10 protein-coding genes are annotated in these 12,762 nt (G+C 74.0%); 5 read left to right on the plus strand and 5 right to left on the minus strand.

Annotation, left to right across the window (positions count from 1 at the left end; genetic code table 11):
• Positions 1–39 precede the first annotated feature (39 nt).
• A complete protein-coding gene (locus tag ACFQGU_RS10885) occupies positions 40–1,500 on the plus strand; it encodes a hypothetical protein (RefSeq protein WP_386766548.1) in 1,461 nt (486 codons plus the stop codon).
• Between the two features lie 9 nt (positions 1,501–1,509).
• Here the strand turns inward: ACFQGU_RS10885 and ACFQGU_RS10890 are convergent, their stop codons facing one another.
• Complete coding sequence (locus ACFQGU_RS10890; RefSeq protein ID WP_386766550.1) at positions 1,510–1,920, minus strand: helix-turn-helix transcriptional regulator; 411 nt, start codon at positions 1,918–1,920, stop codon at positions 1,510–1,512.
• A 16-nt stretch (positions 1,921–1,936) separates the two neighbouring features.
• The gene (locus ACFQGU_RS10895; protein WP_386766552.1) at positions 1,937–3,130 is read right to left on the minus strand and encodes a hypothetical protein; all 1,194 of its coding nucleotides are present in this window, start codon (positions 3,128–3,130) and stop codon (positions 1,937–1,939) included.
• 72 nt (positions 3,131–3,202) lie between these two features.
• Between ACFQGU_RS10895 and ACFQGU_RS10900 the strand changes: the two genes are divergently transcribed.
• Complete coding sequence (locus ACFQGU_RS10900) at positions 3,203–4,972, plus strand: hypothetical protein (RefSeq protein WP_386766554.1); 1,770 nt, start codon at positions 3,203–3,205, stop codon at positions 4,970–4,972.
• Positions 4,969–5,109, plus strand: a complete 141-nt coding sequence (locus ACFQGU_RS10905) for a hypothetical protein (protein WP_386766556.1) — start codon at positions 4,969–4,971, stop codon at positions 5,107–5,109. The genes ACFQGU_RS10900 and ACFQGU_RS10905 overlap by 4 nt, the downstream gene beginning before the upstream one ends.
• 93 nt (positions 5,110–5,202) lie before the next feature.
• Here the strand turns inward: ACFQGU_RS10905 and ACFQGU_RS10910 are convergent, their stop codons facing one another.
• Positions 5,203–5,901: a class I SAM-dependent methyltransferase gene (locus tag ACFQGU_RS10910; protein ID WP_386766558.1), complete on the minus strand. Its 699-nt coding sequence runs from the start codon at positions 5,899–5,901 to the stop codon at positions 5,203–5,205.
• A gap of 62 nt (positions 5,902–5,963) precedes the next feature.
• On the opposite strand from ACFQGU_RS10910, the gene ACFQGU_RS10915 reads away from it, so the two are divergent.
• Positions 5,964–10,037, plus strand: coding sequence for an alpha-(1->3)-arabinofuranosyltransferase domain-containing protein (locus tag ACFQGU_RS10915; RefSeq protein ID WP_386766560.1), 4,074 nt, complete (start codon positions 5,964–5,966; stop codon positions 10,035–10,037).
• Here the strand turns inward: ACFQGU_RS10915 and ACFQGU_RS10920 are convergent.
• Both ACFQGU_RS10920 and ACFQGU_RS10925 read right to left on the minus strand, forming a co-directional pair.
• A complete protein-coding gene (locus tag ACFQGU_RS10920) occupies positions 10,018–10,779 on the minus strand; it encodes a class I SAM-dependent methyltransferase (protein WP_386766562.1) in 762 nt (253 codons plus the stop codon). The genes ACFQGU_RS10915 and ACFQGU_RS10920 overlap by 20 nt on opposite strands.
• Positions 10,776–11,912, minus strand: a complete 1,137-nt coding sequence (locus ACFQGU_RS10925; RefSeq protein WP_386766564.1) for a glycosyltransferase family 4 protein — start codon at positions 11,910–11,912, stop codon at positions 10,776–10,778. Before ACFQGU_RS10925 ends, ACFQGU_RS10920 begins: the two co-directional genes overlap by 4 nt.
• Positions 11,913–11,941: 29 nt before the next feature.
• On the opposite strand from ACFQGU_RS10925, the gene ACFQGU_RS10930 reads away from it, so the two are divergent.
• A complete protein-coding gene (locus tag ACFQGU_RS10930) occupies positions 11,942–12,715 on the plus strand; it encodes a class I SAM-dependent methyltransferase (RefSeq protein ID WP_386766566.1) in 774 nt (257 codons plus the stop codon).
• Positions 12,716–12,762: the final 47 nt, after the last annotated feature.

A 12,762-nucleotide genomic window follows, 5' to 3' on the forward strand; every position in this document is an offset into this window, starting at 1 on the left:
GGCGGGCAGGTGCGCGGAGCCCGTGCCAGGATCGAGCGCATGTCGCCGCTCCGCCGTGCCGTCCCCCTGGTCGCCCTCGTCGCGACAGCCCTGGTGCTGAGCGCCTGCGGCGGATCCGCCGAGGTGGACCGCGCGCGGCAGGTGACGCCCGACGTCCCGTTCACCGGATGCGACGTCGCGGCCTGCAGCGACACGATCGACGGTGCTCCCTACCAGATCCTGCTCCCGGAGACCTGGAACGGGACCCTGCTCATCTACAGCCACGGCTATCGCCAGGCGCAGCCGGCCCCGCCCGCCTTCACGCCCGTCTCGACCAAGCCCGAGCCGGCACCCGGGTGGTCGGGCGGCGACACCGCGATCGCCGATGCGCTCCTGGAGCAGGGCTACGCGCTCGCCGGCTCGGCGTACGCCAGCAACGGCTGGGCCGTGGCCGACGGCGTCAAGGCCGCCGAGGACCTGTACGCCTACTTCAAGGACACCATCGGCAACCCATACCGCACGATCGTGTGGGGCGACTCGCTCGGCGGGCTCATCACCCAGACGATCGCCGAGAAGCACCCGGACTGGGTGGACGGCGTCGCACCGTTCTGCGGCGCGGTGGCCGGCGTGGTGCCCAACATCGGGCTCGCCCTCGACGTGTCCTACGCCGTGAAGACGCTGCTGTACCCCGAGATGAAGCTGACGGGCTTCGCGTCCTACGAGGAGGCGGTCACGACCTGGACCGAGGCGGTCAAGCGGCTCGTCGCCGCCGCGCAGGACACCGCCGGGGGCGGCACTGCCAAGGTCCTCTACATCGCGGCCCTCGTCGACTGGCCCACGCAGACCCAGCGCTTCGACGGCGCGGCGATCGAGAGCAAGGTGAAGGCGTCGGTGGAGGCGCTCGCCACCGGGCTCGGCTTCGCCACCTTCGCCCGCTACGACCTCGAGCAGCGGTTCGGCGGCAACCCGTCGGGCAACGTCGGCACCGACTACGCAGCGCGGGTCAGCGCCGAGGAGGCGTCGCTCATCGACACCATCACGCCGGGATCGGTGGCCTCGCTGGGCGCAGCGCTCGCAGCGGGCGAGCGGGTGCCGGCCGACGAGGCGGCCGTCGCCAAGGCCCTGGCCGAGGGCGGCGACCCGCAGGGCACCGTGCAGGACCCGACCATCACGATCCACACCGCGACCGACCCCCTCGTGCTCTCGCAGAACCAGACGTTCCTCCTCGACCGCTACCGGGCGGCGCAGAAGGCGGGGAAGACCAAGGCGGAGCTCGTGCAGCTCTTCACGGTGGCTCCGGCGACCTACCCGGAGGACCCGGGTGCGCCGTACGGTGCGGGCCACTGCAACTTCACGCCCGAGTCGCGGCTCGCCGTGATCGACCTGCTGGTGCGGTGGGTCCAGGACGGCGTCTACCCCGGCAGGACCGCGATCGCCGACGCGATGGGTACGTCGTCCGGCTACGCGCCTCTCTGGACCCCCGGCCCCTGGCCGGACCCCGAGGCCCTGACGGCGGGCTGAGACGGACCGTCAGGCCGAGGTGCGTGAGCGACGGGGGCGGGTCGCGACCTGCGCGACGCAGGCAGGCACGGTCTCCAAGGCGCTGTGGTCGCGTGAGCGGTACTGCGAAGGCGTCTCTCCGACGATCTCGGTGAACCTGGCGCTGAAGGATCCCAGCGAGGTGCAGCCGACGGCCATGCAGGTGTCGGTGACCGACATCCCCTGCCGCAGAAGGGATGCAGCGCGCTCGATACGTCGCGTCATGAGGTACGAGTACGGCGTCTCGCCGTAGGCCGCCCGGAACCTGCGGGAGAAGTGGGCCGGCGACATCAGTGCGGCGCGCGCCATGGTCGGCACGTCCAGGGGCCTCGCGTACTCGCGGTCCATGAGGTCGCGCGCCCGCCGCAGGTGCGCGAGGTCGGCGAGCTCCTCCGGCGTCATGGGACGACGGTACGCGTCAGCGACGGCGGCTGTGGAGCACCGCCCCCGACACCGTGAGCAGCGCCGCAGCGGCGACGACGCACCAGGCGACGGCGACGGGCGACCCGTGTCCCACCGTGAGCACGAGCACGACGAGGACGACCACCGACCCCCAGACGAGCCCGGCCGCGGCGGGGTCGTCGGCGGCGAGCCGGTCGTAGAGCACCAGCGACGCCGCGGAGAGTGCGACGCCGGCGAGAACGAAGACGCCGGCGGACGCGGCGGCCACGTCGTACTCGGGCCCGAGCACGAGCGGCACGAGCCGCGGGCCGAGCAGCACGGCCCCGAGGATCTCGACAGCGCCGAGCACGCCGAGCAGCAGGGCGGCCCGGGCGAGGGCGCCCCGTTCGCCGCGGGCCAGCCGGGGGAACGCCGCGATCACGACCGCCTGCGGCAGCCAGAAGGCGATCTTGGCCAGGATGGCGCCGGCGGCGTACTGGCCCGCGTCGCCGGGGTCGAGGATCGCGCGCGCCAGGAGGACGTCCGCGGAGGTCAGCACGAACATCGCGAGCAGCGCGAAGGTGGCGCGTCCGGTCTCCCACGCCAGGTCGCGCGGCACCCGACCCGGCCAGGGGAGGCGGATGCGGGCCAGCGGCGCCGCCACGAGCCAGCCGAGCACGGAGCCGACGAGGACGGCGAGCACCGTCGCGGTGACGCTCCGCGTGACGAGGAGGGTGCCGAGCGCGAGACCGCTGCGCAGGACAGCGATGACGGCGTACTGGCCGGAGAGGGCGAGGAAGCGGTCGTTGCCCTGGGTGGTCCCGAGGGCGAGACCGGTCAGCGTGAGCGGGAGGAACGCCACGGCCAGCGCCGCGAGCGGGAGCAGGTCGAGGTCGAGCACCGCCGCCGCGAACGGCACGAGCAGGAGCGCGAGTGCCGCCTCGGCAGCGCCCGCGGACAGCGCGACGTGCCCGTGCGCGTCGCTGGGTCCGCCGCGGGCGATGCGGCGTGCGACGACGGCCTGGACGGCGAGTGCCACCACGTTGCCGATGAGCAGCACGCCGAGCAGGGCGCCGAGCTCGCCGAACGACGAGGGTCCGAGCACCCTTGCGCCGACGACGTTGAGCGCGTACCCGAGGACCTGGCCGACGGCGAGCCCGAGGACCAGCAGAGCGCTGCTGCCGAGCAGTGCCTCACGTCGGGTGACGGACGTCGAGGGAGACTCGCTCACCCTGCTCCCTCGGTCGTCGCACGCGGACGCGTCAGAATAGGGCGTTCCCACCCGCCGAAGCCTGGAGGCCGCGTGACCCGTCGCGCGCTCTCCCTCGTCTCCGCGCTCGGCCTGGCGGTGCTGGTGCTCGGGCCGGCCCTCGCCCCGGGGTACGTCCTGCTCTACGACATGGTCTTCGTGCCGCGCCAGGACCTGCTGCCGGCGTCGATCGGGCTCGGCGGCCAGCTGCCCCGCGCGGTCCCGCAGGACGCCGTGCTCGCAGCGCTCACCACCCTCGCGCCCGGATCGGTGTGGCAGCACCTCGCGCTCCTCGGCGCCGTCGCGGGCGGGGCGCTCGGCGCTGCCCGACTGCTGAGGGGCGCCGGGGCCGCCGCCCGTGCCGCCGCCGCCGTGCTGTTCGTCTGGAGCGCCTTCTTCGCGGAGAGGCTGCTGCTCGGCAGCTGGTCGTTGCTCGTGGCGGTCGCCGTCCTCCCGTGGGCGCTGTCGGCGGCGATCGACGCGCGCCGCGCGCTGCCCGGTGCTGCCGCCCGTCTGATCCTGCTCGTCGGCCTGGCGAGCCTCACTCCGACCGGCGGCATCCTCGCCTGCCTCCTGGCCGGACCTGTCGCCCTCGGGCCCGGCTCACGGCTCGGCCGGGCCCGCCGTGCGTGGACGGCTCTCGCGCTGGTGGCGCTGCAGCTGCCCTGGCTGGTGCCGTCGCTGCTCCATCCTGCGGCGGGAGCGTCGGATCCCAACGGGCTCAAGGCCTTCGCTCTGCGGGCCGAAGGCCCGTGGGGTGCTCTCGTCACTGCGCTGGGCACGGGTGGTGTGTGGAACGGCGAGGTCGTCCTCGGCTCGCGGTCGACCTTCCTCGCACCCCTCGCCGCGGTGCTGCTCACGGTGCTCGTCGTCCTCGGAGCACCAGCGCTGGTGAGGCACCTCGGCCGCGCCGCCGCGCTCTGGCTCGTGGTCTGCGCCGTCGCGGGGATCGTCGTCGCGGTCGCCGGTGCGTGGGGACCGACCCGACCGCTCGTGCTCGCCGCCGTGGACGCGCTCCCTGGGGGAGGGCTGCTGCGCGACGGGCAGAAGTGGTTGGCCCCGTGGACGCTGCTGGTCGCCGTCGCGGCGCCGCTCGGTCTGGGTCGGATCGCGGAGCGCTCGCGCGACGCCACGGTGCGCGCGACGCTGGCGGTCGGGCTCGTGCTGCTGCCGATGGCGACCATGCCCGACCTCGTCTGGGGCGGTCTCGGCCGTATGCAGACGACGAGCTACCCGGACGACTGGGCCGAGGTGCGGACCGTGCTCGAGGCCGACGCCGCTGGCGGCGACGTCGCGGTGCTCCCGTGGTCGGCGTTCCGTGCGTTCGCCTGGAACGGCGGGCGCACGTCGCTGGACCCGGCTCCGCGCTACCTCCCACGGCCGACCGTGGTCGACGACACGCTGCTCGTGGCTCGTCCGGACGGCACCGTGCTCCGGGTCAGCGGCGAGGACCCTCGGGCGGCCGTCGTCGGCGCCGCGCTCGACGCCGGGAGGCCGCTCGCCCAGACACTGCCGGCGCTCGGCGTGCGGTACGTGGTCGTCGAGCTGACGACACCCGGGCCTGATGTCGGATCGGCGCTCGACGGGCTGACCCCGGTCGTGCGGGGCAGCACGCTGGAGCTCTGGTCCGTGCCGGGCACGGTGGCGCCGCCAACCGGGCCGAGCGCGCGCGACCTCGTCCTGGTCGTGCTCGCGTGGGTGGCTGCAGGTCTCGTCCTGATCACGGCTGGGCTGCAGGTAGGACGCGCGTACACCGGAGGGCGACGCAGGGACCCTGGTCTTGCTACCCTCCGGGCAGTCGACCAGTCCAAGGAGAACACGTGAGCGGGATCGCAGGGGCACTCATCGCCGCCGTCGTCGGAGGCGTGATCGCCGGAGGCGCGTCGTTCGGCCTCGTGTCGTCGCAGACCGCCGTCCCGGCTCCGGTCGACAGGGAGTACGTCGTCTACGGCACCAACTAGAGCCTTTCCCGGGCGAACCGGGACACCACGAGGCTCGCGCGGACGATGTCCGCGCGGGCCTCGTCGTGCCAGGTGGGTGGGGCTGCGGGAGGGCTAGTACGGGTCGTACGGCGAGTCGTGCTTCATCGCCTTGAGCACCGGCGTCGCGTGCAGGCGACGGGCGGCCTTGATCGTGACGTTGCGGCTGAACCACGGCAGCTCTGCCATGAGCCGCTTGCGATCCGCGCCGGTCGGTGCGGCCCGGTCGAACACCGCCATCGTGGTCTCGCGCCGGAGGTAGCGCAGCCGTCCGCGCACCAGCACGTGGTGCAGGAGCGCCGAGGTGACGCCGACCGAGCAGAACGAGTCGTGGATCAGCGTCAGGGCGCCGAGCGACAGGTGCTCGGTCCAGCCGAGGTCGTCCACGACGGTCCAGTAGTCGTGCTTGCCGTCGATGTAGAGCAGGTCGATGTCGCCGCTCCACGTCGTCAACGCGTCCTGCGACTTCATCGGGAGCAGGTCCACGACACCGGTCAGGCCGGCCGCGGCGATGTTCGCCTCGAACTTCGCCCGCGTCGACTGGCCGCCGAACATCGCCCCTTCGACGAACGGGTCGATCGCGGTGACACGAGCGCCGACCGAGGCGGCGGCGAGGCCGAGCACGACGGTCGAACGCCCCTGGTGGCTGCCGATCTCGACGATCCGGCCACCTGGCGTCAGGTGGCGTGCGGAGTCCCACAGGAGCCGGCCCTGCGCCTCGGTGAGCCAGCCGCCGACCGTGTCGGCGAGGGCCCAGGCGTCCTCGAAACGCACTGCATCACCCGCTGGGGTTCCGGAGGGGGTCGTCGGCACGGGCGTCACCTTATGCTGCGCCGGTGGCGGTGACCGAAGGCCCGGCGTACGCGGGCCCCCGGCACGAGCAGCGGTCGGGTAGGCGCAGCGCGCGCATCGCCGACGCCGTGGTGCTCGGGGTGCTGGCGGTCGTGCTCCTGACGCAGGATCCGGGCCGGACGCGCTTCGACACCAAGCTCGACCTCGTCGTGGATCCGTGGGGCTTCCTCGCCCGCGCGTTCTCGGCCTGGGACTCCTCGGCCGGGTTCGGCCAGCTGCAGAACCAGGCGTACGGCTACCTCTTCCCGATGGGCCCGTTCTTCGGCGTCGCGCACTCCGCAGGACTGCCGACCTGGCTGACCCAGGCGCTATGGGCATGGGTGCTGCTGGCCGTCGCCTACCTCGGCCTGAGGGTGCTCGCGACGCGCCTGGGGCTCCCGTGGTACGCCGCGGTGCTCGGTGCCGCGGCCTACGCGCTGGCGCCGCGCATGGTCACGGTGATCGGTCCGCTCTCGGCGGAGGCGCTGCCCGCCGCGCTGCTGCCCTGGACCCTCGTGCCGCTCGTACGGCCCGGCGCCACCGTGCGTCGCACGGCCTTCCTGGCCGCGCTGCCCGTGCTCCTCATGGGGGCCGCGAACGCGACCCTGACCCTCGCCGTGCTCCCGGTGACGGCGGTCTGGATCGTCACGCGGGGCGCCGGCCGCTGGCGCCTGCTCGCGTGGTGGTCGGGCTTCGTCGCCGCCTTCACCGCCTGGTGGATCGTGCCGCTGCTCGTGCAGGCGAGGTACGCGACGCCGTTCCTGTCGTTCATCGAGAGCGGGCGCGACACGACGTCGGGCCTCACACCCGCGGAGGTGCTGCGCGGCGACGTCCACTGGGTTGCCGGCTTCGTCGACCTCGGCGTGCCGTGGTGGCCCGCGGGCTACCAGTACGCCGCGGTCACGACCTACGTCGTGCTCACCCTGCTCGTCGCCGCGGTGTCGGTGCTCGGCCTCGCCGGCTCGCGCATGCCCGAGCGACGGGCGAACGCGACGGCGGCGCTCCTCGGTCTGGTCGTCCTCGCGGCCGGCTCGTCGCTCGCGCCGGGGCGCAGCGTCTGGTGGATGCTGCTCGACGGCCCGTTGGCGCCGTTCCGCAACGTGCACAAGTTCGACCCGATGCTGCGGCTGCCGCTCGCCCTGGGCTTCGCGGCCGGGATCGCCTGGGTGACCGTGCAGGTCTCGCAGCGGATGCGCCGCAGGGCACGGGCGGGCGACCTCCCGCCGCCGTGGCCCGCACTCCCGGGGCTCGCGGCGGTGGCGCTGCTCGCCGTCGTCGCCGTACCGCTCGTCTCGCCAGGCATCGCCGCGGGACGCACCTGGACGCAGATCCCGCCGTGGTGGCAGCAGACAGCCGACTGGCTCGCCGGGCCCGGAGGCGGCGAGCGCGCGCTGGTCGTCCCGGGCTCGGGCTTCGGGCGCTACCTGTGGGGCCGCACGATCGACGAGCCGCTGCAGCCGCTGTCCGACAGCCCGTGGGCGATCGACAACGACCTGCCGCTGGGGAGCATCGGGAGCGCTCGTTTGCTCGACAGCATCTCGATGGCGCTGCGCACCGGGCATGCCGCTCCGGGGCTCGCAGACACGTTGCGCCGCAGCGGCATCCGCTATGTCGTCGTGCGCAACGACATCGACTCCGACCGCGCGCTCGCGCCGTCGCGCTCGGTGGTGGCGGCGACGCTCCAGGCGAGCGAGGGCGTCGAGCTCGCCGCCGGTTTCGGCGACGACGTGGTGCAGGGGAGCGCGATCACCACGGTCGACTTCGACCGCGACGCCTCCCGTCCCGCCATCGAGGTCTACCGCGTCGTGGGCGCTGCGCCAATCGTCTCCGCGACGCCCCTGTCGCAGGTACGCGTGATGACCGGCGGGCCCGAGTCGCTCCTGCCCGCGGCTGCCGCCGACCTCCTGCGCAGCTCAGACCCCGTGGTCTTCACCGGTGACTCGCCGCCCGCGTCTGCGGGCGGCGGACTGGTGCTGACCGATGGGCTCCTGCGGCGCGACCGCGCGCTCGGCCGGGGCGACGACTCGCTCTCGGCGGTGCTCACGGCCGAGGAGTCGAGCCGGCTCTACCGCCGGGGCACCGACCTCGTCCCCTTCGCCGCGCCGGAGCTCACGACCGCGTCGTACGACGGGATCCGGGCGCTCTCGGCGTCGACGTCGCAGGCCTTCGCCGATGCGGTGGGCAGCCTGCGCGTCGAACGTCAGCCCTTCGCGGCGTTGGACGGCGCCCTCACCAGCTGGTGGCAGTCGAGCGTCGTCACCGGTCCGGTCGGGCAGTGGTGGCAGGTCGACCTCCTCGGGCCCACGGACCTGCGCGGCATGACGGTGACGCTCGCGCAGAGCCCGTTCGTCGGCGGCCGGGTGACGCGTGTGCAGCTCACCACCGACGTCGGGTCGTGGACGGCGGACGTCGACGCCGCCGGCACGATCGGCCCGCAGCGCGTGGACGCCCTGGTCGGTGCGTCGACGCTGCGGGTGACGGCGCTCGAGGCCGAGGCGGCCGTCGGCGACTTCGGGATCCGCGAGGTCGCCCTGCCCACCGTCGAGGCGTCCCGGCCGCTGCTGCTCGCGGCCGCGCCGGCCGGTCGGGCGGCGGACACGTCGGTGGTGCTCACCGCGGTGTCGCCCGCGCGGAACGCCTGCGCGAGCGTGGACGACGAGGTGCGCTGCGACCCGACCGCCACCCGCTCCGAGGGCGACGCCGGGGTGCTCGACCGGTCGCTCACCGTCGGCTCGGTCGTCACGGGCGACCTGCGGATCTCGGGCGTGATCCGCTCCGGCCCGGGCGCCGCGGGGCTCTTCGACCCGGTGGGGGCGGGGATCACCGCTCGCGCATCGAGCTGGCTGGGCAGCGACGTGCGCGTGCGACCGTCCGCCGCGGTGGACGGCGACCCGGGCACACGCTGGGTCGCGGACGTCGGCGACACCGCGCCGGTGCTCACGCTCGACCTGGGCCAGACGCGGCAGATCTCGTCGCTGAGGTTCGTGACAGGCACGGGAGGCCAGCGGTTCAGCACGCCTCTCGCCGTCACCGTGGTGGTGGGCGGCCGGAGCGTCGAGGCAGACCTGCGGTCCTCTCCTGTGGTGACGTTCCCGCCGACGCCGGCCTCACGCGTCACTGTGACCGTACGTCGGAGCACACCTGTCGCCTCCGTCGACGGCGCCTCGGGACGGGCGACGCAGGCGCCGGTAGCGGTGGACGAGGTGGTCCTCGCCGGCGCCGAGGACCTCGTCTATCGCCCCGACCTCGCGGCTGCGACAGGGGCGCTCTGCGGTCTCGGCCCGACGGTCGTCATCGACGGCTCGGAGCGGTCGACCCTCGTCACCACCACGCTGGCCGACGTCCTGCGCGGCGCGGAGGCGAGCGTGCGGGTGTGCCGCGGGAACGCGGGGGTGACCCTCTCTCCGGGGACCCACCGCGTAACCGTGCGGGGCACCGCGCTGGTCGACCCGGTCCGGGTCGCGTGGGGCAGCACCTCGCCGCCGGCGGCCGGGCGCCTCACCGTGGTGACCGCCTGGGACGAGACCAGACGCACGGTCATGGTCGCAAGCGGGCCGGAATCGGTTCTGCGCGTCGCGGAGTCGGCAAACGCGGGATGGGTCGCGACGCTCGACGACCAGGTCCTCACCCCGGTCCGCCTCGACGGCTGGCAGCAGGGCTGGATCGTCCCGGCCGGGGCGTCGGGCGTCGTCACCCTCGAGTACCGGCCCACGTCGGTGCAGCAGTCGGGCCTGCTCGCCGGCGCAGTGCTCGCGCTCCTGGGGCTCCTGCTGGGCCTCGTCGCACCGGGGCGCGGCTCCCGGTGGTCGCGCGCAGCGTCCCGGCCGATGCCCCTCGCCGCCGTGGTGGTCGTCCAGGTCGGCGTCGCCGTCCTGCTGCTCGGCGTGGTCGGCATCGTGGCGGGGGCGGCCGCCGCGGTCGGGGTGGGACGGCGCTGGTCGTCCGTCGTGGCCGGTGCGTCGGTGCTGGGGGCGGCGGCGGCCGCAGGTGCCGGCGCTCCGACGGCGCTCACGAGCGCCCTTGCCCTCGGGGGCCTTCTGCTCGCGCTCGGCACCGCCCTCAGGCGTCGCGGCGGATGAGGATGCGGCGGTAGTGCCAGTGACCGCCGTACGACGGGTCGTCCCAGTGGTCGAGCACCTGGCCGCCTGATGCCGACACCACCTGCTCCACCTGCTCGAGCGTGAGCTGCTGCATGCGCATCGGCGCCGGATAGCCGAGCACCCTGCGCTGCAGCCAGCCGTACAGGCCCGGGGGCAGGAACCGGAAGGCGCGCCCCTTGATCGAGGTGTCGGGCTGGTCGGCCACCTGCACCAGCGCCGTCCCGCCCGGGCGCAGCACGCGCAGGAACTCGCCGACGTACCCGATCGCGAGCTCGGCAGGCATGTGCTGCAGGACGAGGCTCGTGTAGACGAGGTCGACCGTGGCGTCCCGCAGCGGCAGCACCGGCGACGAGCTGAGGACCGGGCTGAACCGGGCCACCACGTCCTCGGGGACGACGTCACGCGACCGGCGGAGCATCGGCTCGGAGATGTCTACTCCCACGACATGCCTCGTGCGCGCCGCGAGCGCAGAGCTGAGACGCCCGACGCCGCAGCCGAAGTCGAGCACCACGGCGTCCGGGGAGGGCTCGAGTCCGGTCGCCCGCGCGTGCTGGCTCCACGACTCCGCGATCTCGCGGCTACCCGTGGCCAGGAACTCGGTGACGTCCCAGCGGTCCCCGCGCACGCCGTCCTTGACGTAGACCGCCCAGAGCGGGTCGGCGGCCCCCAGGGTCTCCCAATCGGCGCGGAGGCGGCGGAGCTCGTCGTCCTCAGAGCTCACGCGCGGGTCCGCCCGCGCGCCACCGACCGCAGCGCGTCCTCGAAGCCGTCGACGGCGGACTTCCACGAGTGCGCGGCGGCGTGGATTCCGCAGTCCATCCCCATCCGCTCCACGAGCGAGCGGTCCGACAGCAGCCCGTCGAGCCGGCGCTCGAGGTCGGCCTGGTCGTCGCAGAGATAGCCGGTGACGCCGTGGACGACCGACTCGTTGACGCCCCCGGCCGACCGGTAGGCCAGGGTCGGGGTGCCGCACGCCGCGGCCTCCACCGCGACCAGGCCCCAGCCCTCCTTGAGGGACGGGAGCAGGTGCACCCAGGCCCGGGCAAGCTCGGCGTCGCGCTCGTCGTCGCCGACCCGCCCCAGGAACTCGACCTGGTCGTGCAGGCCGAGGCGGTCGGAGAGGACCTCGAGCTCGTGCCGGTGGTAGCCCTCGCCGATGATCCTCAGCCGGAGGTCGGGGTGGCGGTGGCGGACGCGGGCCACTGCCTCGATGGCGTGCTCCACCTGCTTGTGCGGCACCAGGCGCGACACGACGACGACGCCGGGGCGGTCGTCGCGCGGGGGGAGCGACTCGGGCAGGTCGCTGCCATTGCGGACCACGACCAGCCTGTCGCCCGGATGCCCCAGGCCCTCCAGCTCTCGGGCGGTGCTGGAGCTCACCGCGACCGCGTGGGTGGCGCGGTGCACGAGCGGGCTGAGGCGGGACTCGATGAACCACCCGATGCGCCCGGCCACCGGGCCGACGGCCACGGGCCACTGCTCGCGGTGCACGTGGTGGACGACCAGGAGGGTGGTGCGCGGCCGGGCGACGGCCGCGAAGAACGGGATGCCGTTCTGGACGTCGACGACCACGTCGTAGCCACGGGACGTCGAATGCAGGAAACCCTTGCCGTACACGCCCAGACGGCCGCCGCGACGGCGGTAGCGCACGCCCCGGTCGAGCTCGTCGCGGGGGCGGCCGGCGTACGCCGCCGTGGCGATCGTGACCTCGTGCCCGCGCTCGGCGAGACCGCGCGCCACCTGGCCCAGCGTGCGCTCCGAGCCGCCCGCCTCCGGATGCCACTCGTCGCGCCAGCTGAGGACCAGCACGCGCAGGGGTGCGCGACCGGCCGGCTCGACGACGTGCTCGCTCATGAGTCCGAAGTGTGCCCTACGGTGGCCCGGTGTCGGAGGTCGAGCAGGCGACGTGGAGCCGTGCGTACCGGCTGTTCCGCGACTTCAGGGTCGAGCAGAGCGACCCCGACCGCTTCTACAGCGCCCTGGCATCTGACAGCATCGCGCAGCTCCGTCAGTTCACCTCCCTCGATGGTGCGAAGGTGCTCGACGTCGGCGGCGGCCCCGGCTACTTCGCCGACGCCTTCGCGGACTCGGGCGCCTGGTACGTCCCCGTCGAGTACGACCACGGCGAGTTGTCCGCCCGCGGGGGAGTGTCGGTCCGCTCCGTCATGGCCGACGGCGCACGGCTACCGTTCCACGACTGCTCGTTCGACGTGGTCTACAGCTCCAACGTGCTCGAGCACGTGCCGGACCGCGCCGCGATGGTGCGCGAGATGGTCCGTGTCGCGGCGCCCGGCGGTCTCGTCTTCGCGGCGTACACGGTCTGGTTCGGCCCGTGGGGCGGGCACGAGACGTCGCCCTGGCACTTCCTCGGCGGGATGCGGGCGCGACGCCGCTACTCCCGCGTGCACGGCCATGAGCCCAAGAACAGGTTCGGCGAGAGCATGTTCGCAGTGACGGTGGCCGAGGGCCTGGGGCTCGCGCGCGACCTGCCCCAGGCGGACCTGGTCGCGGTCTTCCCGAGGTACCTGCCCCGCTCCACCTGGTGGCTGCTCCGAGTCCCCGGGGTCCGCGAGGTGGCGACCTGGAACCTCGCCCTCGTGTGGCGGCGGCGCCCCGACGCGGCCCCGACGTCCGGCAGGGACGCAACTCGCCGGTAACTTCCGGGTCTCAATCAGCGCCAACCGCGCTGGGTATCCGCTAACGT

Origin of the sequence: Longivirga aurantiaca (genome assembly GCF_042660085.1) — a bacterium.
GTDB classification, from domain to species: Bacteria; Actinomycetota; Actinomycetes; order S36-B12; family CAIYMF01; genus Longivirga; species Longivirga aurantiaca.

Bases quoted from the DNA above. Each gene is read 5' to 3' on its own strand.
- ACFQGU_RS10885 (WP_386766548.1), top strand. From the start codon at position 40: ATGTCGCCGCTCCGCCGTGCCGTCCCCCTGGTCGCCCTCGTCGCGACA.
- ACFQGU_RS10925 (WP_386766564.1), bottom strand. From the start codon at position 11,912: ATGAGCGAGCACGTCGTCGAGCCGGCCGGTCGCGCACCCCTGCGCGTG.
- ACFQGU_RS10890 (WP_386766550.1), bottom strand. From the start codon at position 1,920: ATGACGCCGGAGGAGCTCGCCGACCTCGCGCACCTGCGGCGGGCGCGC.